Below are 22,903 nucleotides of genomic sequence, written 5' to 3'. Positions count from 1 at the left end.
CTCGCTTCCTTGTGGGCGGGTGGAGATGTTTAAAAGAGCAGGGTGTATGTTCCGCGCGGCTCTTCGTCATCTAATGTCGACGGGCCAACCCAATGGGGGCGGCGGTGGTTTGAGTGAAAGGTAGGTAACCCCCCCCCGCCACAAGGACGTTCCTTTTCCCTCCGAACAAGCCCCGACATGTTCAGACCTCTCTTCGTATTTATCGGCACGCGTTACACCCGTGCAAAGCGTCGCAATCATTTTGTGTCATTCATTTCCCTGACTTCGATGATCGGGCTCGCCCTTGGCGTGGTCGTGATGATCGTGGTGCTGTCGGTGATGAACGGCTTCGATCATGAAATGCGCACCCGCGTGCTGGGCATGGTGCCCCACGCGACCATCGAGTCCGGTGAAGCCATCAGCGACTGGCCGAGCCTGGCCGCCAGGGTCGAACAGAACCCGCAGGTGGCGGCCGTCGCGCCGTTCACCCAGATGCAGGGCCTGTTGACCAACAACGGCCAGGTGTCGAAGGTGCTGCTCAACGCCATCGATCCGGCGCTGGAGCGCAACGTCTCGATCATCGACAACTTCATGAAGCAGGGCAGGCTCGACGATCTGATGCCGGGCAGCTTCGGCATCGTGATCGGTGACAAGGCCGCGACCAAACTGGGCGTGGGCCTGGGTGACAAGATCACCTTCGTCGCCCCGGAGGTCAGCGTGACCCCGGCCGGGATGTTCCCGCGCATGAAGCGCTTCACCGTGGTCGGCATCTTCCATGTCGGCGCCGGTGAGCTGGATGGTTATCTGGGCGTCACCAATCTGCAGGACCTGGCGAAGCTGCACCGCTGGAAGCCAGATCAGGTGCAGGGTCTGCGTCTGAAATTCGACGATCTGTTCCAGGCGCCGCGTGAAGCGTGGAACATCGCCCAGCGGCTTGGCGAAGACCATTACTACGCCCGTGACTGGACCCGCACCCACGGCAACCTGTATCAGGCGATCCGCATGGAAAAAGCCATGATCGGCCTGCTGTTACTGCTGATCGTTGCGGTTGCTGCGTTCAACATCATTTCCACGCTGGTGATGGTGGTGAACGACAAGAAGGGCGATATCGCCATCCTGCGCACGCTGGGCGCCACGCCGGGCACGATCATGCGCACGTTCATGGTGCAGGGCACGGTGATCGGCGTGGTCGGTACGGCTATCGGTGCCGTAGTCGGCATCCTGGCTGCGCTCAACGTCAGTGCCGCCATTTCCGCACTCGAAGGCGTGATCGGGCATAAATTCCTCAACGCCGACGTGTATTTCATCGATTACCTGCCATCGCAGGTGCAGAGCCAGGACGTGGTCATGGTCTGCGCCGCTGCATTGGTCCTGAGTTTCCTCGCCACCCTGTATCCAGCCTGGCGTGCCGCGCGCACCCAGCCGGCGGAGGCGCTACGTTATGAGTGAGTCGGGCATGAGTGAAAAAGCAATCCTGAGCTGCCGCAACCTGGGCAAATCCTACGAGGAAGGCCCGGAGTCGGTGCAAGTGCTGGCCGGTCTGCAACTGGAGTTGCACCCGGGTGAGCGGGTGGCGATCGTCGGTAAGTCCGGTTCGGGCAAAAGTACCTTGCTGAACCTGCTGGGCGGTCTCGATACCCCGACCAAGGGCAGCGTCTGGCTCGATGGTGAAGAGCTCTCGGCACTGAGCGAGAAGAAGCGGGGCCTGTTGCGCAACCGTGCCCTCGGTTTCGTGTATCAGTTCCATCACCTGCTGCCGGAATTCACCGCACTGGAAAACGTCTGCATGCCGCTGCTGATCGGCAAGACCGCGATCCCCGAGGCGCGCCAGCGGGCCACGGCGTTGCTGGAGCGGGTCGGTCTGGGCCATCGCCTGGAACATAAGCCGGCCGAGCTGTCCGGTGGCGAGCGCCAGCGCGTGGCGATTGCCCGGGCGCTGGTGAACAAGCCAGGCCTGGTGATGCTCGACGAGCCGACCGGCAACCTCGACTCCCACACCGCCGAGGGCATTCAGGATCTGATGCTGGAACTCAGCACTTCGATGCGCACGGCGTTCCTGGTGGTGACTCACGACTTGAACCTGGCTCGCCAGATGGACCGCGTCCTGCAGTTGCAGGACGGTTGCCTGACCCCCATCTGACGGCTTGAAACCCGATGTCTGAAAAGGTGTCGGGTCTTTTATTTTTATACGGTGCCCCAGCGAATGTTCAGACCGTTATCGATCTTTATCGGCACGCGCTATACCCGCGCCAAGCGCCGCAATCGCTTTGTTTCGTTCATTTCGATGACCTCGATGATCGGCCTCGCCCTCGGCGTGCTGGCGATGATCGTGGTGTTGTCGGTGATGAACGGCTTCCAGCGCGAAATGAGCTCGCGCATCCTCGGCATGGTGCCTCACGCGACTATCGTCGGCGTCAAGCCGATCGATGACTGGCAGCCGGTGGCCGAGGCCGCGTTGAAGAATCCCGAAGTGACCGCCGCCGTGCCGTTCACCGAAATGGAAGGCATGCTGTCCTACAAGGGCATGATGCAACCGATCCAGATCAGCGGCGTCGATCCGGCCCAGGAAGGCAAGGTGTCGATCGTTGCGCAGCATATTGTTCAGGGGCGTCTCGATGCCTTGAAACCGGGCGAGTTCGGTGTAGTGCTGGGCGAGATCACGGCCCGGCGCTTCCGTCTGAACGTCGGCGACAAGATCACCCTGATCGTGCCGGAAGTCAGTACCGCACCGGGCGGCATCACCCCGCGCATGCAACGTCTGAATGTGGTCGGTATCTTCAAGGTCGGCGCCGAACTGGACGGTTCCATGGGCCTGATCCACGTCTCCGACGCCGCGACCATGCAGCACTGGGAGCCGAATCAGGTGCAGAGCGTGCGTCTGGCGGTGAAAGATCTGTATGCCGCGCCGAAGGTCTCGTCCGACATCGCCACCGGCCTTGGCACTGACTTCAAGGCAGACGACTGGACCCACACCCAGGGCAGCCTGTTCAGTGCGATGAAAATGGAAAAGACAATGATCGGCCTGTTGCTGCTGATGATCGTCGCGGTGGCGGCGTTCAACATCATCGCGACCTTGATCATGGTGGTGAACGACAAGGGTGCGGACATTGCGATCCTGCGTACCATCGGTGCCACGCCACGGCAGATCATGGCGATCTTCATGGTCCAGGGCACGGTGATCGGCATCGTCGGCACCATCATTGGTGGTGTGCTGGGCGTGATTGCTGCGTTGAACGTCAGTGAGATGGTGGGCTGGGTCGAGCGAGTGACCGGGCAGCACATTTTCAGTTCCGACGTGTACTTCGTCAGCAACCTGCCCTCGCAATTGCAGGGGGGCGACGTGCTGCTGATCTGCTCGGCAGGCTTCATCCTCAGCTTCCTGGCCACCGTTTACCCGGCCTGGCGAGCGGCGAAGATCGAACCGGCGCACGCATTGCGTTATTCGTAAGCTCCCCCATTGAGGCCGGCATTGTCGGCCTCAATCGTTTTTCGGCAACTCAATCACAAACCGCGTCCAGCCCTCAGCCGATTCGCAACGAATCTGCCCGCCGTGGGCCCGGATGATCGATTGAGTGATCGCCAGCCCCAACCCGGCATGTTCGCTGCTGCCTTCCTGGCGCGCCGGATCGGCCCGGTAGAAACGGTCGAACAGACGCGGCAACAATTGCGCAGAAATGCCTACGCCGCTGTTCTCCACAGTCACCTTCAAGAATTTCGCCTGGTCCGCTATCTGCACGTTTACATCGCCCGCGGACGGCGTAAAGCGCAGTGCATTGTCCAGCAGGTTCGACAGCGCCCGGCGCAGCATCGCGCGGTCGCCTTCAAATCGGCCCTCACCGTCACGGCTCAGTCTGACCTGAGCGTCTTCGGCCAGTGGTGCGAAAAACTCCAGCAATGCATCGGCTTCTTCCGCCAGTTCCAGCGGTTCACGCTTGGGCACCAGCAATCCGTGGTCGGCCTTGGCCAGATAAAGCATGTCGTTGACCAGTTGCGCCATCCATTGCAACTCTTCGAGGTTGCTGTGCAAGGCCTCGCGGTAGTCCTCAAGCGGGCGTGGCCGGGTGAGGGTGACTTGTGTGTGGGTCAGCAGGTTCGACAGCGGGGTGCGCAGTTCATGGGCGATGTCGGCGGAGAACGCCGAGAGGCGCTGAAAGGAGTCATCGAGGCGTCCGAGCATGGCGTTGAAACTGTGGGCCAATTCCGTGAGTTCTGCAGGCATCTGCTCTTCCGGCAGTCGGGCATTCAGCGATTGGGCCGAAATCCCTCGCGCCACGGCGCTCATGCGCCGTAACGGACGCAGGCCGCTGCGTGCCGCCCAGGCTCCCAACAGCGCGGTGGCCAGAGCCGAAAGGCCGACCGTCAGCCAGATCAGATGTTGCATGCGTTGCAGGAAGTGTTGGTGGTGGGTGATGTCCAGCAGCAAGGTCAATTGTGGTGAGTCGGGTCGTTCCGGGAAGAGCGGGGCATTGAGCAGGCGATAGTCCGTGCCGTTGTCATTGATGGTGGCCAGGCCGGGCTGCTGCGGCAGGTCCGCCGACATTTGCAGGGATCGGCCGAACCAGCGCTGTCCTTCGGGGCCGCTGATGCGCAGCGCGACATCGCCCTGTTGGTTCAACTCATCGGTGACATGTGCGACGTCGCCATTCCCCAACAGGGCCTGACGTACATTGATCAGCCTGCTTTCGAGCAATTGCTGATCGAGTTCGATGAAGTGCGCCTCGCTGGCGCGGCTGAACACCACACCGGCTACCAGTGAAACCGTTGCGGTACAGGCGGCGAACAGCAACGCCAGCCGACTGCCGAGTGACAGACGGCGCATCAGTCGGGACGCTCTTCAAGTACGTAACCCATGCCGCGCACGGTATGGATCAGTTTTTCAGAAAAGTCGTCATCGATCTTCAGACGCAGGCGGCGGATCGCCACTTCGATCACATTGGTGTCGCTGTCGAAATTCATGTCCCAGACCTGTGAGGCGATCAGGGATTTGGGCAACACTTCGCCCTGGCGGCGCAGGAGCATTTCCAGCAGGGCAAATTCTTTCGCGGTCAGGTCGATGCGCTGGCCGCTGCGCTCGACCCGGCGGCGGATAAGATCCAGGCGCAGATCGGCCAGTTGCAGGCAGGTTTCCTGCGGCGTGGCACTGCCACGTCGCAACAGGCTGCGCACCCGGGCCAGCAGCTCGGAAAAGGCGAAGGGTTTGACCAGATAGTCGTCGGCGCCCAGTTCGAGGCCGTGAACCCGGTCTTCCACGGTGTCTTTGGCGGTCAGAAACAGGATCGGCGTGTCCAGCCCGGCGCTGCGCACCGCTTGCAGAATCTGCCAGCCACTGCGCCCGGGCAGCATGACGTCGAGGATCAACAGGGCGTAGTCTCCACTCAACGCCAACTGTTGTCCGGTGTTGCCGTCGGCCACCAGTTCGGTGTTGAAACCGGCCTCGGTCAATCCCTGGCGCAGGTAGTGGCCGGTTTTCGGTTGGTCTTCGACGATCAGCAGTTTCATGGGCGACTCGGGTTTGTAGGAACGAGAGCGTTATACCGTGGGAACTGGTTACAAGCGCCAACCTGACAAAGTTGTAATCTGCCTGTCAGGTAGCTGCCAGCCCGGGCCGACTAAAGTTTCCCACAGGCTGAACCTTATCTTGTTGGAGTATGACCATGTTTTTGCGCAATTCTCTGGCCGTGGCCGCCTGTTTGCTGGCGCTGAGCTCATCCGTCTGGGCCGACTCTGCGCGCACGTATGACTTCGGTCAACCGGCACCTGCTGCCAAGGCCTCCCGCACTATTGAAGTGGTGATAGGCGACATGTCGTTCGATCCGAAGGCCATCGACATCAAGGCCGGTGAGACCATTCGTTTTGTTTTGGTGAACAAGGGCCAGTTGCTGCACGAATTCAACCTCGGCGATGCCGCGATGCATGCCAGTCACCAGCAGGAAATGCTGCAGATGCAGCAAAGCGGCATGTTGACGCCGACCGGCATGGAGGAAATGTCCCACGATATGGCGGGCATGGATCATGGGGCGATGGGGCACGGCATGAAACATGACGACCCTAACAGCGTACTGGTCGAACCGGGCAAGACCGCCGAGTTGACCTGGACCTTCAGCAAGGCGACCAGCCTGGAGTTTGCCTGCAACATTCCCGGGCATTACCAGGCCGGAATGGTCGGCAAACTGACTGTCAGTCAGTAAGCACTCAAAGGCGGAAGCAAAGGCTGATAGAATCCGCTGATTCTTCAGTCAGGTTTCCGCCATGCATCCCGCAGCCGAACATTCGCCGCTGGGCAAGTCCAGCGAATACATCGCCACTTACACACCGTCCCTGCTGTTCCCGATTCCGCGCACCGCGAAGTGGGCCGAGCTGGGCTTGACCGCCGAGACCCTGCCGTATAAAGGCGTGGATTTCTGGAACTGCTTCGAGCTGTCGTGGCTGCTGCCGTCGGGTAAACCGGTGGTGGCGATCGGCGAATTCAGCATTCCGGCGGACTCGCCGAACATCATCGAATCCAAGTCGTTCAAGCTGTACCTGAACTCGCTGAACCAGACCCCGTTCGCCGATACAGCTAGCCTGGAAGCGACGCTGGTCAAGGACTTGTCCGCCGCTGCCGGCAAACCGGTGGGCGTGCGGGTTCGCAGCCTGAAAGAGGTTGAAGCCGAAGGCGTGGTCGCGCTGCCGGGTGTGTGCATCGACGATCTGGATATCAGCGTCAGCAACTACGAACACCCACGTCCCGAACTGCTGCGCTGTGATGATTCGCGGGTGGTAGAGGAGAGCGTGCACAGTCACCTGCTCAAATCCAATTGCCCGGTGACCAGCCAGCCGGACTGGGGCAGCGTGGTGGTGGAATACCGTGGTGCGGCGCTGGATCACGCCAGTCTGCTGGAATACATCGTCAGCTTCCGCCAACACTCGGACTTCCATGAGCAATGCGTGGAGCGAATCTTCCTCGACCTGCAGCGTTTGCTGAAACCGGAAAAACTCACGGTGTTCGCACGTTATGTGCGCCGTGGCGGGCTGGACATCAACCCGTACCGCAGCACTGAAAGCGCGCAGTTGCCGAATCGGCGTCTGGTCCGCCAGTAACCTGCAACCCGGACATGAAAAAGCCCTGCCAGCAATGGCAGGGCTTTTTCGTATTCGCAGGTTTCAGATCCCCATGCTGACCAGGGAATTCACAATGTTGCGCAGCGTGCCGGCGATGGTGGGGTGTTCGAGTTCGAAGCGTTCGACGGCCAGGTTCACGCCGTCGGCGAGATTGGAATCCTGGGTTTTGGTTTCCAGTTCAAGTTCCAGTTCGATCTGTTGCATCAGTGCGTGCAGGTCTGCGCGCTCGGCTTCCGACAGCGGCGGATTCTGATCCAGTTGCTCGCGCAGGGTATTGAGCTGTTCTTGCAGTTCGCGGGCGGGCATGGTGTTTTCCTTTTATCGAGAGGCACTGGCATAGACCGCAGCCGTGCGCCAAAGGTCTATGACTCTCCTTAAGCCTAATCCACTCTGCCGCAACCTGCATGATCCCGGTCAGGGCTTTTCGCCTTTGAGTCGGCGTTGGTTGATGTCGGCCAGGCAGGTGTCGAGTTCGCCCAGATGGTCGATCACCGAATGCACGCCCAGGCCAAACAGTTGCACCGTAGCCTTGCCACGTAGCTGCTCGCGTTCCTTCTGGCTCAGTGCTTGCCACTCTTGTGGCGAAAGACCGCAGAGTGAACCGCAGGACGCCAGGCCGATCGTCCACAGTCCGGCATTCAGCCCGGATTGCAGCAGACGCGGTTCTCCGCTGACCAACACGCAACCGTCAAGGCGCACGACCTGCAAGGTCATCAACGCCTGCCAGCAGGCATCGGGCGCGGGCCATGGATTGATTGTTGCGGAATGTTTCGAAGATTTGATCCAGTCCGGCAGTGTGACTGAAAGCGCCCGGGTGAGGGGCGATGGGAGTTCGTCCAGCCAGGCGCACGGAATCTGTTGCCGTTGCAGGCTGCGCAGGCTGTCCAGAGCCCCGGGGGTGGTCTCGGCGTGGTCCGCAGTGGCGCCCGCAGGATGGCGGGCGCGGGCGCCGAAGTCCACCAGACAGCCGCTGAGCCCGAACAGCACGGCCGTCAGGTTGGGTGCTGCATGGGGCATTGCTTCGGCCTGTGACATGAAAAACGTCCTTGAAATACACGTCAGGCTAAGCAAGACCGGTGACAGTTGGATGACAGCGGCGTTACGACGGGTCCTGCAGCGCTGATGATGTTGGAAATGCCTAAACAAGTGTTTCCGTCTTATACTGAGCACCTTATGACCGTGGTCCGCATGCCGCGTATGTTCAATCCAAGGAGTTTTTCTATGCGCTGGAGCAATCCTCTCGCTCAGCTTTGTGTATGTGCCAGCGTGATGCTGGTTCCGTTCGTTGCCCAGGCGGCAACGGAAGAAGACCCTTGGGAAAGCGTCAACCGTCCGATCTTTCAGTTCAACGACTTCGTCGATACCTACGCACTGAAGCCTCTGGCGCAGGGCTATGAGTATGTAACGCCGCAGTTCCTGGAAGATGGCATCCACAACATGTTCCGCAACGTCGGTGACATCACCAACCTGGCCAACAACATTCTCCAGGCCAAACCGGCTGCTGCCGGCGTTGACACCGCGCGTCTGATCTTCAACACCACCTTCGGCCTGCTGGGCTTCTTCGACGTGGGCACCAAGATGGGCCTGCAACGCAGCGACGAAGACTTCGGCCAGACCCTCGGTTACTGGGGGGTAAGCAGCGGCCCGTACGTGATGCTGCCGTTGCTCGGCCCGAGCACCCTGCGTGATGCGCCGTCGAAATACGTCGATACCTACACCGCGCCGTACCGCTACATGAACGACATTCCGGCGCGTAACACGATTTACGGCCTGAACATCGTCGATACCCGTGCCAGCCTGTTGTCCAGCGAGAAGCTGATCAGCGGCGACAAGTACACCTTCATCCGCAACGCCTACCTGCAGAACCGCGAGTTCAAGGTCAAGGACGGTCACGTCGAAGACGATTTCTGATTTCGGTCTGTGAACCGCACGAAGGCGACCGAAAGGTCGCCTTTTTTGTCCCTGCATCCTTCCATTGAGTTACGGTTTCGAACGTTCTTATAACTCTCTGTGATTTGACAAACAAAGTCGTCAAGCGACGAATCGCGCATGCTTGAAACGCTCGAAGGATGGGAGTACCGTCTGCGCCTTAGAAGGGCACCTCTGGTGCATCCGTGTGCGGGGCCAACGCTCCGAAGCGGTGCAGCAGAGAGGCTAGAAAGCGAATCCAGTAGTCTGCGCCGGGCCGTTGCCCCGCCTGCTACGCCAACCTAATTCTGGCGCCGTTTGCCCACATGCCAAAAACCAGTGCCACGCTGCTGATAATCGATGATGACGAAGTAGTGCGCGCGAGCCTCGCGGCCTATTTGGAAGACAGTGGTTTCAGCGTCTTGCAGGCCAGTAACGGTCAGCAGGGTCTTCAGGTATTCGAGCAAGACCAGCCCGATCTCGTCATCTGCGATCTGCGCATGCCGCAGATGGGCGGTCTCGAACTCATCCGTCAGGTCACCGAGCGATCCCCGCAGACACCGGTGATCGTGGTCTCCGGTGCCGGCGTGATGAATGACGCGGTAGAAGCCCTGCGCCTGGGCGCGGCGGATTACCTGATCAAGCCTCTCGAAGATCTGGCCGTGCTCGAGCACTCCGTGCGCCGGGCCCTGGATCGTGCGCGCCTGCTGCTGGAAAACCAGCGTTACCGCGAGAAGCTGGAGAAGGCCAACCGCGAGCTCGAAGCCAGTCTGAATCTGCTCCAGGAAGACCAGAACGCCGGTCGCCAGGTGCAGATGAACATGCTGCCGGAAAGCCCATGGACCATCGACGAATTCAAATTCGCCCACCAGATCATCCCGTCGCTGTACCTGTCGGGTGATTTTGTCGACTACTTCCGGGTGGACGAGCGTCGGGTCGCGTTCTATCTGGCGGACGTTTCAGGCCACGGCGCCTCATCGGCGTTCGTCACCGTCCTGCTGAAGTTCATGACCACGCGCTTGCTGTTCGAGTCCAAGCGCAACGGCACCCTGCCGGAATTCAAACCTTCGGAAGTTCTTGGTCATATCAACCGGGGGCTGATCAGTTGTAAGCTGGGCAAGCACGTCACAATGGTCGGTGGAGTCATCGACGAGGAGACCGGTTTGTTGACCTATAGCATCGGCGGCCATCTGCCGTTGCCTGTGTTGTACACGCCTGACAGTGTTCGCTATCTCGAGGGGCGCGGTCTGCCCGTGGGGCTGTTCAATGAAGCCACCTACGAAGACCACGTGCTCGAGCTGCCACCCGCATTCAGCCTGACGCTGATGTCTGATGGCATTCTGGATCTTTTGCCAGAACCCACACTCAAAGAGAAAGAAGCTGCCTTGCCCCAGCGGGTCAAGTCGGCGGGCGGCAGCCTGGATGGACTGCGGCAGGTTTTTGGATTGGCCACGCTAGGGGAGATGCCGGATGATATCGCCCTGTTGGTGTTGAGCAGGAATCTTTAATGAGTACCGGTAGAATCCAGTTCGCCGAGCAGGACGGCACCTTCGTCCTGAAGTTCGTCGGTGAAGTTCGCCTGACCCTGTGTTCGGCGTTGGATGCGACTATTGAAAAGATCTTCACCGCGTTGAATTTCAACGCGATCGTGATCGATCTGACCGAAACCCGCAGCATCGACAGCACTACGCTGGGCCTGCTGGCCAAGCTGTCGATCCTGTCGCGGCAAAAGGTCGGCCTGCTGCCGACCGTGGTCACTACACACGATGACATCACTCGTCTGTTGCAATCGATGGGCTTCGAACAGGTGTTCAATATCGTCAATCATCCCGTGCCATGCCCCGAATGCCTCGATGACCTGCCGGATCAGGATCAGTCGGAGGAGGTGGTGCGGGTCAAGGTGCTGGAAGCGCACAAGATCCTCATGGGCCTGAATGACTCCAACCGTGAAGCTTTCCATGATCTGGTGAATGCCCTCGAACGGCATTGATTTCCCCAGCCATCAGGCACAAAAAAGGGCGAACCTGTAAGGGTTCGCCCTTTTTGCGTTTGCTTTCAGCCCATTACAGCTTGGCTTGCAGCAACGCTTCGAGCTTTTCCTGGTCGCGGGCAAACTGACGGATGCCTTCGGCCAGTTTCTCGGTGGCCATGGCGTCTTCGTTGGACAACCAGCGGAACTGCGCTTCGTTGAGGCTCAGACGCGCTTCGCCGGCATGGCCCGGAGCGAGTTTACGTTCCAGTTTGCCGGTATCTGCCGCCAGTTTGTCGATCAGGTCCGGGCTGATGGTCAGACGGTCGCAGCCGGCCAGTTGTTCGATCTGGCTCAGGTTACGGAAGCTCGCGCCCATGACCACGGTCTTGTAGTCATTGGCCTTGTAGTAGTTGTAGATGCGCGTCACCGACTGCACGCCCGGATCGTCGGCACCGGTGTAATCGTTGCCGTTGGCCTTCTTGTACCAGTCGTAGATGCGGCCCACGAACGGCGAAATCAGGAACACGCCGGCATCGGCGCAGGCGGCGGCCTGGGCAAAGGAGAACAGCAGGGTCAGGTTGGTTTGGATGCCTTCTTTCTCCAGCACTTCAGCGGCACGGATGCCTTCCCAGGTGGAGGCGATCTTGATCAGTACGCGGTCGCGACCGACGCCGGCCTTGTCGTACAGCTCGATCAGACGGTGCGCACGCTTGAGCATCGCGTCCTTGTCGAACGACAGGCGCGCATCCACTTCGGTGGAAATGCGCCCCGGAATCACCTTGAGGATTTCCTTGCCCACCGCGACGCCGAAACGGTCGCTGGCCAGGCCGACATCGCCCTTGCAGTCGCCAACGCTGGCGTTCAGCAGTTCGGCGTAAGCCGGGATGGCGGCGGCTTTGAGGAGCAGGGAAGGGTTGGTGGTGGCATCGACCGGCTTGACTCGGGCGATCGCTTCGAAGTCGCCGGTGTCGGCAACCACGGTGGTGAACTGTTTGAGTTGTTCCAGCTTGGAAGTCATGAGTGTGCTCTGTCCTATGGGTCTGACGACATTACCCGAGCGCTGACAGCCACTCAAGGGCATGTGGATGTATCGATAGCCCCGCAGGCAACAACCTGAAAACGGCTGTTTGAATGGGCGGGGCCTGTTATCGATAGATACGATGCCAAATCCGGACACAGGTTCAAAGCAACTGACTGGTGAGTGACAAATCTACTCGGATTCCAGTTGCGTTCTGGCGGCCGCTTCCGCCGGTTTCGCTTGCCCGCTTGCGGTTTGCAAGCCGAAGTTCTTCTCCCGGTCATCGCTGCCCGAATCATTGTTTTTCCACTCGTAGATCGACGTCAGCGGAATCTGCAGCCGTTTTACGTCGGCGATGAACGCCGCGATTTTGGTGGCCTGTCCGTCGGGGCCGCCGTTGGAGGCAAGTGCCGAGACGCCCCATTCGCTGATGACGCCCGGCAGGTGGAAGTTCTGTTGGATGAAGGTTTGCGCATTGGCTATCTGGGTCGCCGTCATGCCATAGGGGTGGTAGGAAATAGCGCTCAGGCATTTGGGATAGGCGCCGAGAATGTTGTTCAGCGCCACGGTCGACGCCGAACCGGCGCTCGGCGGCCGGGCGAAGCCGAAGCCGATCACGGGCGTGCTGGTGGGATTGTCTTGCAGCGCCTTGCACATCGCGCTCATGAACGGTGCAAACGTGGTGCTGAAGTTGCCCGTGGGCCAGTAGGTGTTCAGATCCGGTTCATTCCAGACCTCGATCGCGACCAGTTGAGACCCGTAAGTCTGTTCCAGGCTGGAGACCGCGCTGGCGAACGCTGCGCCCGCCGTAGTCGGATCCGCCGACAACGGTTTGATGGCGCGCACCGTCATCAACACCGGCAATCCGGCGGAGCCGGCGGCGGCGAACGCATCGGCAAGCTGTTTCTGATAACTCTTGTCGCCGAGACTGTCGCTCCACGCACCCAGGCGCACAAAACTGAAGCCTGCTGCCTTGATCTGCGCGGCATCGGATGCGGAGAAATTCTGCACCTTGACCTGAATGCCGACCGTTCGGTGGGGTAGAGCGGGGAACAGATCGCTGGCTTGTACCTGAGCGGCTGAACTGATTAAAACAAGGGAAAGGGCGCCGAGACGTTTGAGATGTGCTGATTTCATGTCTGCTCTCCTGATGAGAAATGACATCTAGCCAATGGTTATCTCGTTACCCTTATTCCGACGCCGAAGGCATTGGAAAGTGCATGAATGTTATTTTTTGTCGGAAAACTTTTCATGGAAGAGGCGCCGAAAATCACAGTTATTTTTAGTCCGGTAATTCTGGTTGGGTGACTTTGGGCCCCGTGGTACTTAATGCACCGGTACTAACAGGCGAAACTGTTTCCGCGTGCAGGAAAGTCCGGTGAATTCATTTTGATTTCACGGGAAATGTTGGCCGATTGACATTACACGGGAAAGTAAACCTTGTTCAAAAAGATCCTTGTCGTCTGCGTCGGCAATATTTGCCGAAGTCCGACAGCAGAACTGTTGCTGCGTAAAGCGCTGACGCCTTCATCGATCACAGTGAGCTCCGCAGGCCTGGCGGCACGGGTCGGTGAGTCCATGGAAGCCACGGCCCGCCGGGTGATCGAAGAGCGTGGGCACAGTGCCGATGGATTCAAGGCGCGACAGCTTACTTCGGACATCGTCAATGAATCGGACCTGATTCTGGTCATGGAAAAACAACATGTGAATCAAGTACTGAAGATTGCCTCTCACGCCAGAGGAAAAGTGTTTCTTCTTGGCAAGTGGCAGAGCGAACGAGAAATAGAAGATCCGTATCGTCAGGGGCAGGCCGCTTTTATCCATGCCCACGCATTGATTGAAGATGCTGTCAGCTCATGGGCGCAACGCTTGGCGCGTTGATGAATATTCTTCAGATCAGTGAATGGTAAGAAAGACTTATGCAGTTACCGTCAGTAATCGGCACCCGGGAAAACGATCAAGACAGTATTGATCTTCTCGGCATATTCGGCAGCCTGATCGATCAGAAGTGGTTGATCGGTGCATTCACCGGCGCGTTCATGATGACCGGCGTTGCCTATGCGATATTGGCCACGCCGGTGTATCTGGCCAACGCGCTGGTGCAGGTCGAGCCGAAAAAGAACGACATGCTCGGCTTTTCCGACCTCAACAGCATGCTTGGCGGCCAGTCGCCGTCGGTCACCGAAATCGGCATCATCAAATCCCGCGCAGTGATCGGCAAGACCGTCGACGACCTGCGCCTGGACATCGACGTGACCCCCAACACCTTTCCGGTGTTTGGCGGCTTTCTTGCTCGCCGTTATCGTGGTGAATCCGAATCCAGCGTCGCGCCGCCTCGTTTTGGTCTGAGCAGCTACGCATGGGGCGGCGAACGTCTGGAGTTCGCCCGGCTCGATCTGCCCAAGGAGCTGCTGGGCAAGAAACTCAGCCTGATCACCGGCGAACAACGGCACTTCCAGTTGTTCGACGACAACGACAACCTGTTGATCGAAGGCGTGGCCGGCGAAACCTTTGCGCAGGATGGCGTAGAAGGGCTGATCACGCATTTGCAGGCCAACCCGGGCACCCGTTTCGAGGTGGTGCGCTACCCCCGGATCGTGACTATCCAGGGTTATCAGGACGCGCTGGATATATCCGAACAGGGCAAGGAGTCGGGGATCATCCGCCTGGCCCTGGCCAGCAGTGATGCCGCTGAAGCGGTGAGGATCCTCAACAAGATCGCCTCGCTGTACGTGGATCAGAATGTGCGACGCACCTCGGCCGAAGCCGCACAGAGCCTGGCCTTCCTGCAAAGCCAGTTGCCTCAGGTCAAGCGCGATCTGGCCAAGGCCAGCGATGCGCTCAATGCCTACCAGACTCGCGGCAAGACCGTGAACATCTCTCTGGAAACCCAGTCGGTACTCGGCCAGTCCGTCGCCCTCGAGACGCGGATCTCCGAGCTGAAAATGCAGCAGGCGGAGATGGACCGCAAGTTCACCAGACAGCATCCGGCCTATCGTGCCCTGCTGACCCAGATCGGTGAGTTGACCCAGCAACAGCGGTCGCTGGAAGGCAAGGTCGGGGACCTGCCGGCCACGCAACAGGAATTGCTCAACCTGACCCGCGATGTCGAAGTTGCTTCGCAGATCTACACCCAGTTGCTGAACAAGTCCCAGGAGCTGGACATCATTCGCGCCGGCGCCGTGGGCAACGTACGTCTGGTGGACTCTGCGGATGTCGACCTGACCAGCCCGGTCAAACCGAAAAAAGCCCTGATCGTGCTGATCGCGACTTTTCTCGGCGCTTTTGTCGGTGTTGCTCTGGTGTTGCTGCGCAGGTCCTTGAGCAAAGGCCTGGAAGGGCCGGAAGCCATCGAGCAGCTCGGCTTGCCGGTCTACGCATCGATCCCTTACAGCGCCCTGCAACAGGAAGAAGACACAAAGAAAGTCCGCGCCAAAGTCACGGCGGACACCCCGGCGTATCTGCTGGCCCTGCGCAATCCGACGGACCTGTCCATCGAGTCGATCCGCAGCCTGCGCACCTGCCTGCATTTTGCGGCGCTGGACTCGACCAACAACCGCATCATGATTTCCGGCCCGAGCCCGCAGGTGGGCAAGACGTTCGTGTCTTCCAACCTTGCGGCGGTCATGGCCCAGAGCGGTCAGCGGGTGGTGCTGATCGATGCCGACATGCGCAAGGGGCATCTGCACAAAACGCTGAACACGCCGATCACCAACGGCCTGTCGGACTTGCTGGTCAAGCGCTGCACCCTCGATCAGGCGATCAACAAAGTCGAAGTCGACAACCTGCATTTCATTAGCCGCGGCCAGGTGCCCCCCAATCCGTCCGAGCTGTTGATGCACGCCAATTTTCGCGAGCTGTTGGCGCAGCTCAGTGAACGCTACGACGTGGTGATCATCGACACGCCGCCGCTGCTGGCGGTGACGGACGCGGCGATTGTCGGCCGGGAGGCGGGCATCAGCCTGATCGTTGCGCGCTTCGGGGTGAACCCGGCCAAAGAGATCGAACTGACCATTCGCCGCTTCGCCCAGAACGGTATCGAGTTGAAAGGCGCAGTGTTCAACGGCGTCGAGAAGCGTGCGGCCAGTTACTACGGCAACGGTAGCTACGGCTATTACAACTACGAATACGCGTCCGACAAATCCTGAATGTCAGCGACTGTCCTTATCGGCAACAAAGTGGGTGGGTTGTGAAAAAAATTCTGCATGTGGCTGAAACGATCAAAGGCGGGGTCGCGACGGTGATCCGCACCATTTCCGCGTCCCCGGACGATGCGCAGGCAAACTACGAGCTGGTGTATCTGGTGCCGCAGGATCAGGAGAAGGAACTGCACGGCATCGCGCCAGAGCAGATCCGCACGTTCGCCCGAACCGGGCGAAATGTGCCGTCGCTGCTGCGTTTCGCCTGGCGCCTGATCCAGGTCATGCTCAAGGAAAAACCCGATGTCGTGCACCTGCACAGCACGTTTTCCGGAGTGATCGGTCGTTGCGTGTGTGTGCTTCTGCGACCGTGGCGCCGGCCGAAAATCGTCTACTGCCCGCACGCCTTTTCGTTCCTGATGGAAAGCTCGCCGATCAAGCAGAAAGCCTACGCATGGATCGAGCGCGTGTTGCAGAAGGTCACTGACGTGATCATCTGCGTCAGCCAGTACGAGCTGGACAAGGCCGCAGCGTTCGGCATCGAGCGCAAACGCATGCGGTTGATCTACAACGGCATTCATCCCAGGGATGACGAACGCAAGGCCAATGACCCGAAACCGATCCACCTGCTCTTTGTCGGTCGGCTCGATTATCAGAAAGGCTTCGACGTGTTGCTCAAGGCTTATGCCAAGGTGCAGCGCAACGACTTGAAGCTGACGGTGGTGGGCAGTGCGGTCAACGAGGCGACAGTCGAGTGTCCGCCGATGGAGGGTGTTGAATACCTGCCTTGGGTCACGCCCACCGAGGTCAACGCGCTCTACCAACAGGCCGATGCGCTGATCGTCCCGAGTCGCTGGGAAGGCTTTGCCATGGTGCCGCTTGAAGGCATGGCGCTGGGCTTGCCGGTGATTGCCAGCGACTGCACGTCGTTGCCGGAAGTGGTGACCCACGGCGTGTCCGGCTACGTGTTCCCCAGCGGTGACCACCATGCGCTGGCCGATCGCTTGAAACAGATCCAGAAGCCGGCGTTGTCGGCCCTCGGCATCGAAGGCCGGCGTATCGTCCGCGAGCGTTTCAGCGCCGCGTTGATGATCCGCCAGACCTACGACCTGTATTCCGCTCCCTCCTATTAAGTAGAACATCGCTCATGAACGTAACGATTTTGCATGGCTACAGTGCCTCCAATTCCGGTGATGGCCTGCTGGTGGATCTGGCCATCGCGCTGGTGCAGCGCAACTTTGGCGAGGACACCTCGATCAATGTCGTGGCCTCCGATCCGGATTCCTTCAGCTACTTGCCGCACCCGCGTTTCGATGCGCCGGTCATGGCCGCAAAGGGGCTGGGACGGGTCAAGCAGGCGATGTTTCTCAACCGCGCCTACGCCGGGCTGGCGGATCTGCTGAAGAAAACCGACCTGATCGTTGGCGTCGGCGGCGGCTACATGCGCTCCAAGAGCGCCTTCGAACATATCAAGCTGAAACTGGGTCACGCCAAACAACTGGAAACGGCGATCCTCAGCAAGATCCCATCGGTGTACCTGCCGCAAAGCATCGGCCCGTTCCATGGCGACAGCGACAGAATCGTCGAGCATTACGCCAGCGCCGACGCGGTGTTCGTGCGTGACAACCGCTCCTCGAAGCTGTTCGATGCCTGCGAAAACGTCTACCGTGCGCCGGACCTCGCCGTGCAGGCGCTGGCCGGCAAGATCCTGCAACAGCCCAAGTTCACCCAATGCGCCTCGACGCCGGCCACGGTGTGCGTGGTGCTGCGCAAGCCGCCGGCATGGAGCAAGGAAAAGCAGCTCGCCTATGTGGCCAACCTGAAAGTGCTGCTGCAACGCCTGAAGGAAAAAAGCAACGTGGTATGTGCGGTGCAAAGCGCGGTGCGCGGTAACGATGACGGCGCGTTTTACCGCGAACTGGGCATCACCGAAGACCTGCTTTCATTGAAGGCCACGATTGCCCGATATCAGCCGGACCTGGTGATTTCCGTGCGCCTGCACGGGGCGATCGAATCGTTGCTTTCCGGCGTGCCGGCTTACCACATCAGCTATGAGCGCAAAGGCTTTGGCGCCTATCAGGACATGGGCGTCGAGGACTGGGTGATCAACGGCGGCGACATCAATGTCGACACCATCATCGACACGGTCTACGCACCGGACGCGCTTTCGGATTTCGGTAAACGCCTGACCGCTACCTGTCGTGAAATCGAGGCGAAAACCGTGGCCATGGACGAGATCATCAAGGGCGTCATTCGATGATATTTCGCCTGTTGCTGCGGGGCGGAGCGCTGGGCGCCAAGTTCCTGCTGGTGCTCGCCATCACCCGCTACCTCGGATACGAGGCGCTGGGTTTCTACGGCGTGGTGGTCGCCGCATCGTTGATCGCTTCGAAGTTCTACAGTGTCGGTTTCAGCTCCGAGATCAATCGCCTGATCAGCGTCGGCGGCAGTTCGAGGCGTGTGGTCGACAGGGTTCTGCTGCTGTATCTGACCGTCGGTTTGGTGCTGTCAGGGTTGACGGTGCTGATCTATTCGCTGTTCCAGCAAGTCGAGGCGACGGCGGCATTGATCGCTTGTGTGACCCTGGTGCTGCTGACCGAACACCTGTCGTTCGAGATCAACTCGTTTGTGTTCTCCGCGCAGAAAGCCACGGCGGGTGCGCTGTTGTTCTTCATCAAGACCGGACTCTGGGCGCTGCTGGCCGTGGGCGGGATGATGCTCGGGCAGGTATCGGAAATCGCCAGCGTGCTGTGGCTGTGGGTCATCGCCAACCTGCTGGTGATCGTCGCCGGTTATCTGATTGTGGTGAAGGTTCATCGCGGGCGGGAAGAGGGCACGCTGGCGACGGCGACCGTGTGGAAAGCCGGCTTGCCGTTTTATCTGGGCACCGGCCTGATCGCCTTGAGTCAGTACGCCGAACGCTTTCTGATCATCGATCTGGAACCTTACGCCAGCCTCGGCAAGTACGTGTACGCCTGGTCGGCGGCCAACACCTTGCAGGCTTTGTCCTACGCGGTGGTGGCGGTGGTTGGCATTCCAGTGCTCGCCAAGCGTTATCAGGCCGATCAGCAGCCGTTCACGGTCAGGCAATTGTTCGTGAACAAATGGGTCGCGCGTTCATTGGTGGTGTCGGCCGGTGTGGCGGTATTGATCTATCTGTTCTTCAATGTCGTGCTCGATCTGGTCGGCGCGCCGGTGCCTCGTCCGGACAACGGAATCCTCGCCGTACTGATCTTTTCCTTCGCCCTGCGCGCCATTGGCGACATCGTCTGGGGCGGGTTGATCGCGTCGAAAAACAGCCGTGTCTCCCTCGCCAGTTCGGCTGTTTGTCTGCTGATTTCGGTGCCGGTCAGCTATCTGCTGATCAAGCACTATTCGATCTATGGCGCCGCCTGGGGCAACGTGTTCGGGATCATTGTGCAGCTCGGCGTGATTGCGCTGCTGACCCGCGCAACACGGATGAAAAAGGCTGTCGTGTCATGGGCCTGAAACTGCCGTGCATCGAGTTTCGCGGTCGCAGACTCGACTCGTCGCTGTCGTTCCTGATTCTGTTCACGGGGCTGTTTCTGTCGGTGGCCATGCCGCTGCTGGTGCCCCGGGATCCCGGCCCGGATGCGATGACCCTGTGGTCGTCCTATGCCCGGGCCGACAACTGCAATTTCTGGAACCCATTCTCGCCGGATCGCTCATCCTACGAGTGTTCGGCGTTCCTGCTGCGGCCCACCGGGATCAACCTGACCAACGCCTGGGCCTACGGGATGTTCTGCAATTTCTTCCTCACGGCGATTCCGGTGGTGGTGTTCCGGCGCATGCCGCTGGCGATCTTCGGCACCCTGTGTCTGTGGGGCGTGGTGCGTTCGTTCTTCCTGGAGAACCTGACCAAGGAAATCATCGTGTCGGTGGCGGTGCTGAGCATTCTGTTCAGCTCGCTGACGCGCAAGTATCGCGGTGGATTTTTCCTGTCGGCGGCGATCTACGGCGTGCTGATCCGGCCCTACTGGATCCTGTTTTCGCTGTCCTGGGTCGGTGTCTGCATGATGAAGAAATACGTATCGCGCATGACCTTCTTCCTGATGTTGTTCCTGTTCTACCTGGCGGTGGCCATGGCGATCCAGCTGGCGCTGGGCTTTCCGGTGTCGTCGATTCGCGCCAGCAACAATGAGCTGCGCACGGCGGGCGAAGAGGGTTCCAAGTCGCTGATCGTTTCGTGGCTCAGTGGCAGTGATTTCGTCTCCCAGGCATTGGACTCGATGATCATCTTCTTCCGCCTGTCGTTTCCGGTGGAGTTGATCCTGCTGTCCGGGCCGGGTCAGGTGATCTTCGTGGCGTTGATGATCATGACCGCGGTGCTGTTGTTCAAAGTCATCACCTCGACCGACTACAAAGGGGCGCCGATCCAGACCAAACCCAAGGAACTGATCGCGATTCCCCTGGCGTTTCTGCTGGTTCAAGGCTTGTTCGAGCCGGACTTCGGTTCGTTCGCCCGGCATTTCTCGATGGTGGTGCCGGTGTTGTTCGTGGGCCTGGGCTTGATGCTGCGGGCGAACAAGCCGGCGCGGGTCGAATCAAGAATTCTGAATTGAGGCGGGTGCTTTATGTCGAGCAAGAAAAAGTCCCTGGAGATCGAAACCCTGCGCGGCCTCGCGTGCCTGCTGCTGGTGCTCTACCACGTAATCGGCCCGCTGGGCGGCGGTTTGAAGATCGATGTCGGCTCGCCGTTCCGGGTGATCGCCGATTCCATGGTGTACGTGCGCATGCCGCTGTTCACCTTTATCTCGGGCTATATCTATTCCATCTACAAAATTCGCGGCAACGACTTTTCCGCGTTCTTCACCGGCAAGGTGCGGCGGCTGATCGTGCCGCTGTTTTGCGTCGGCGTGCCGTTCTCGGTGTTGCAGGCCGTGGGGCCTGGCGTGAACAAAGAGGTCGGTGTGATCGATGCGTTGCTGTCGTTCTACGTGCCGGTGAACCACTTCTGGTTCCTGCAGGCGGTGTTCATCATTTTCATGTTTGTCGGCTTGCTGGAGTGGCGCGGTCTGCTGCGCTCGGCGACACGTTTGTACCTGCTGTTCGGGTTCTCGGCGCTGGTGTTCCTGCTGCCGCCGTTCAAGTTCGATGCTTTCGGCATCAACGGTGCGACCTATCTGTTGCCGTTCTTCGTGGCGGGGATGATCGGTCAGGAGAACGTCAGTGCGTTGAAGCAACGCTTCAAAGTCGTCGGCCCTGTGGTGTTCGTGCTGATTTCGCTGACGCTGTTGTACATCGCGGCACTGGATCGCGAGCTGATCATCGATCGCCGCAGCCTGATCGGCCTGACGGTCGGCTGCGTGTCCTGCTTCGCGCTGCTGTCGAGTGACATGCGCTCGAAGGCGCTGACCTGGCTCGGTGGTTACTCCTACGCGATTTTCCTGTTCCATGTGTTGTTCGCCGCCACCTCGCGTTCGGTGCTCGGGCGCCTGGGCATCAAGGACGAAAGCGTGCTGGTGTTCTGCGGTGTGGCGTGCGGGTTGCTCGGGCCGGTGCTGCTGTCGACGATCTTCAGCCGCTTCAACTTCACTTCGGTGTTGTTTCTGGGTGAACGCGCAGCGGCGAAAAAACCGGCGACGGACCTCTCTGCGGCACAGGTTTCGGCTAAAGGAAGCGCTTGATGGTTGCAGTGGATGACGCAGCGCCGGTCGCGGCGTCGGTGGTCGAAGTCGGCGATGCTCGCCAGCGCTTTACCCAGTGGCGCGAAGGCAAGGCCGGGAAGGTGCTGTCGGTCTCGGTGATCGGCGACAGCTACAGCGCCGGGCAGGACTATTACCTCAACAAACTGGTGCAACGATTGGTCGGCGAGGTCGGTTTCGCCGGCCCCGGATACGTCGGTTTCAACCACGGCGCGGCGCTGGGCGGCAGTCATTTCAAATACACCCGCAGCAGCGAAAAATACTTTGGCGGTGACTGGCAGGTGTCCGGCCTCGGCCAGGCCAGTCCAGACAGTCGCACCGTAACCGGGCGCCCCGGTGCATGGCTGCAGATCGATGCGCATCCGAGCGAAACGATAAACACCGCGGTCACTCAGGCAAAGTTGCTGTACCTCGGCAACGGCGAGTCCAGTGAACTGCGCTATCGCTGGTCACCCTCGGCGAACTGGCAACCGCTGAAACTCGGCGGCACGGGTGTGCAGGAAGTCCCGCTGCCAGGCACCTCTGCCACCACGGACTGGTCCTTCAGGCTGGAAGTGGTGAAAGGCGCGCCTACGCTGTTCGGCCTGTGGATGAGCAACGACCGGCCAGGTTTGCGGGTGTCGAAACTGGCGGCGTCGGGTGCGGCATCCGGCGATTTCTATCATGCCGATGGTCAGTGGCAGGCCCAATGGAAAGCGGTGGTGTTGAAGATTCCGGCGGACATCTACCTGATCATGCTCGGCGGCAACGATCAGGGGTTCGGGGTAAAACCCGAGCAATACCTGAAGAACGTCCAGGGACTGGTCGGGATGATCCGCGAGATTCAGCCGGCAGCGAGCGTCAACCTGATCATGCGCCAGGACACCACGCGCTCCAGCGCCTGGCCGATGTCGGCGTATGCGCAAGTGCTGGAACCCTGGGCCCGTGAGCAGCATCTGGGGTACGCCAATCTGCAGTGCGCGTTCGGTACTGACGTCAAACGTTACGCGGCGGCGATGATCGGCCCGGACAAGATTCATCCGGTGCCGGCCACGGGAGGGAAGGTGATTGCCGATTATTTCTATCGGATGATCACGGGCGGCAACGACGGGACTTCCTGCGGCGCCGCCTCTGAATAGGG

General features: G+C 59.8%; 22 protein-coding genes. 16 read left to right on the top strand and 6 right to left on the bottom strand.

Translation table 11 applies throughout. The annotated features are described in order from the left end of the window. Positions 1-177 precede the first annotated feature (177 nt). The 3 genes from ACK6BI_RS26485 (at position 178) to ACK6BI_RS26475 (ending at position 3,427) form a co-directional block, all read left to right on the top strand. A complete protein-coding gene (locus tag ACK6BI_RS26485; RefSeq protein WP_409319432.1) occupies positions 178-1,428 on the top strand; it encodes a lipoprotein-releasing ABC transporter permease subunit in 1,251 nt (416 codons plus the stop codon). 7 nt (positions 1,429-1,435) lie between these two features. Further along, positions 1,436-2,119, top strand: a complete 684-nt coding sequence (lolD, locus tag ACK6BI_RS26480) for a lipoprotein-releasing ABC transporter ATP-binding protein LolD (RefSeq protein ID WP_409319431.1) — start codon at positions 1,436-1,438, stop codon at positions 2,117-2,119. A gap of 63 nt (positions 2,120-2,182) precedes the next feature. Then, positions 2,183-3,427, top strand: coding sequence for a lipoprotein-releasing ABC transporter permease subunit (locus ACK6BI_RS26475; RefSeq protein ID WP_409319430.1), 1,245 nt, complete (start codon positions 2,183-2,185; stop codon positions 3,425-3,427). A gap of 30 nt (positions 3,428-3,457) precedes the next feature. Here ACK6BI_RS26475 and ACK6BI_RS26470 read toward each other — a convergent pair whose 3' ends face one another. Both ACK6BI_RS26470 and ACK6BI_RS26465 read right to left on the bottom strand, forming a co-directional pair. Further along, positions 3,458-4,798, bottom strand: coding sequence for a heavy metal sensor histidine kinase (locus ACK6BI_RS26470; RefSeq protein ID WP_409319429.1), 1,341 nt, complete (start codon positions 4,796-4,798; stop codon positions 3,458-3,460). Beyond that, positions 4,798-5,478, bottom strand: a complete 681-nt coding sequence (locus ACK6BI_RS26465) for a heavy metal response regulator transcription factor (protein WP_409319428.1) — start codon at positions 5,476-5,478, stop codon at positions 4,798-4,800. Before ACK6BI_RS26465 ends, ACK6BI_RS26470 begins: the two co-directional genes overlap by 1 nt. A 155-nt stretch (positions 5,479-5,633) precedes the next feature. Between ACK6BI_RS26465 and ACK6BI_RS26460 the strand changes: the two genes are divergently transcribed. Next, positions 5,634-6,167, top strand: a complete 534-nt coding sequence (locus tag ACK6BI_RS26460; protein ID WP_409319427.1) for a plastocyanin/azurin family copper-binding protein — start codon at positions 5,634-5,636, stop codon at positions 6,165-6,167. Between the two features lie 61 nt (positions 6,168-6,228). Further along, positions 6,229-7,059, top strand: a complete 831-nt coding sequence (gene queF / locus ACK6BI_RS26455) for an NADPH-dependent 7-cyano-7-deazaguanine reductase QueF (protein WP_409319426.1) — start codon at positions 6,229-6,231, stop codon at positions 7,057-7,059. A gap of 63 nt (positions 7,060-7,122) precedes the next feature. Here queF and ACK6BI_RS26450 read toward each other — a convergent pair whose 3' ends face one another. Continuing rightward, complete coding sequence (locus tag ACK6BI_RS26450) at positions 7,123-7,386, bottom strand: DUF4404 family protein (RefSeq protein WP_085713160.1); 264 nt, start codon at positions 7,384-7,386, stop codon at positions 7,123-7,125. Positions 7,387-7,494: 108 nt separating this feature from the next. After that, positions 7,495-8,115, bottom strand: a complete 621-nt coding sequence (locus tag ACK6BI_RS26445) for an HAD family phosphatase (protein ID WP_409319425.1) — start codon at positions 8,113-8,115, stop codon at positions 7,495-7,497. A gap of 186 nt (positions 8,116-8,301) precedes the next feature. Here ACK6BI_RS26445 and ACK6BI_RS26440 point away from each other — a divergent pair, with 186 nt between their 5' ends. The 3 genes from ACK6BI_RS26440 (at position 8,302) to rssC (ending at position 10,978) form a co-directional block, all read left to right on the top strand. Continuing rightward, positions 8,302-8,991, top strand: a complete 690-nt coding sequence (locus tag ACK6BI_RS26440) for a VacJ family lipoprotein (RefSeq protein WP_085713162.1) — start codon at positions 8,302-8,304, stop codon at positions 8,989-8,991. Between the two features lie 323 nt (positions 8,992-9,314). Further along, on the top strand, positions 9,315-10,496 hold the full coding sequence (rssB, locus tag ACK6BI_RS26435; RefSeq protein WP_065260725.1) for a two-component system response regulator RssB: 1,182 nt from the start codon (positions 9,315-9,317) through the stop codon (positions 10,494-10,496). Next, positions 10,496-10,978, top strand: coding sequence for an anti-sigma factor antagonist RssC (rssC, locus tag ACK6BI_RS26430; protein ID WP_065260726.1), 483 nt, complete (start codon positions 10,496-10,498; stop codon positions 10,976-10,978). Before rssB ends, rssC begins: the two co-directional genes overlap by 1 nt. Positions 10,979-11,051: 73 nt before the next feature. Here rssC and tal read toward each other — a convergent pair whose 3' ends face one another. Next, positions 11,052-11,978: a transaldolase gene (gene tal / locus ACK6BI_RS26425; RefSeq protein WP_409319424.1), complete on the bottom strand. Its 927-nt coding sequence runs from the start codon at positions 11,976-11,978 to the stop codon at positions 11,052-11,054. A 192-nt stretch (positions 11,979-12,170) separates the two neighbouring features. Further along, positions 12,171-13,115: a glycosyl hydrolase family 5 gene (locus tag ACK6BI_RS26420; protein ID WP_409319423.1), complete on the bottom strand. Its 945-nt coding sequence runs from the start codon at positions 13,113-13,115 to the stop codon at positions 12,171-12,173. Positions 13,116-13,418: 303 nt separating this feature from the next. Here ACK6BI_RS26420 and ACK6BI_RS26415 point away from each other — a divergent pair, with 303 nt between their 5' ends. The 8 genes from ACK6BI_RS26415 to ACK6BI_RS26380 are packed head-to-tail and all read left to right on the top strand — an operon-like array spanning position 13,419 to position 22,901. Further along, positions 13,419-13,859, top strand: a complete 441-nt coding sequence (locus ACK6BI_RS26415; RefSeq protein ID WP_065260729.1) for a low molecular weight protein-tyrosine-phosphatase — start codon at positions 13,419-13,421, stop codon at positions 13,857-13,859. Between the two features lie 38 nt (positions 13,860-13,897). After that, a complete protein-coding gene (locus ACK6BI_RS26410) occupies positions 13,898-16,126 on the top strand; it encodes a polysaccharide biosynthesis tyrosine autokinase (RefSeq protein WP_409319422.1) in 2,229 nt (742 codons plus the stop codon). A gap of 41 nt (positions 16,127-16,167) precedes the next feature. After that, on the top strand, positions 16,168-17,250 hold the full coding sequence (locus ACK6BI_RS26405; protein ID WP_409319421.1) for a glycosyltransferase: 1,083 nt from the start codon (positions 16,168-16,170) through the stop codon (positions 17,248-17,250). Positions 17,251-17,264: 14 nt separating this feature from the next. After that, positions 17,265-18,377: a polysaccharide pyruvyl transferase family protein gene (locus ACK6BI_RS26400; protein ID WP_409319420.1), complete on the top strand. Its 1,113-nt coding sequence runs from the start codon at positions 17,265-17,267 to the stop codon at positions 18,375-18,377. Continuing rightward, positions 18,374-19,606 (top strand): polysaccharide biosynthesis C-terminal domain-containing protein, encoded by a 1,233-nt coding sequence (locus ACK6BI_RS26395; RefSeq protein WP_409319419.1) that lies wholly within the window; start codon positions 18,374-18,376, stop codon positions 19,604-19,606. The genes ACK6BI_RS26400 and ACK6BI_RS26395 overlap by 4 nt, the downstream gene beginning before the upstream one ends. After that, positions 19,597-20,700, top strand: a complete 1,104-nt coding sequence (locus ACK6BI_RS26390; RefSeq protein ID WP_409319418.1) for a hypothetical protein — start codon at positions 19,597-19,599, stop codon at positions 20,698-20,700. The genes ACK6BI_RS26395 and ACK6BI_RS26390 overlap by 10 nt, the downstream gene beginning before the upstream one ends. 12 nt (positions 20,701-20,712) lie before the next feature. After that, positions 20,713-21,765: an acyltransferase family protein gene (locus ACK6BI_RS26385; protein WP_409319417.1), complete on the top strand. Its 1,053-nt coding sequence runs from the start codon at positions 20,713-20,715 to the stop codon at positions 21,763-21,765. After that, entirely contained in the window at positions 21,765-22,901 is a 1,137-nt protein-coding gene (locus ACK6BI_RS26380; protein WP_409319416.1) for an SGNH/GDSL hydrolase family protein, read from the top strand. Before ACK6BI_RS26385 ends, ACK6BI_RS26380 begins: the two co-directional genes overlap by 1 nt. Positions 22,902-22,903: the final 2 nt, after the last annotated feature.

The organism is Pseudomonas sp. KCJK9016, from assembly GCF_046231795.1.
In the GTDB taxonomy this organism is placed as follows: Bacteria; Pseudomonadota; Gammaproteobacteria; order Pseudomonadales; family Pseudomonadaceae; genus Aquipseudomonas; species Aquipseudomonas bananamidigenes.
The sequence above is the reverse complement of the archived record's forward strand: the minus strand, read 5'-3'. Positions and strand labels throughout refer to the sequence as shown.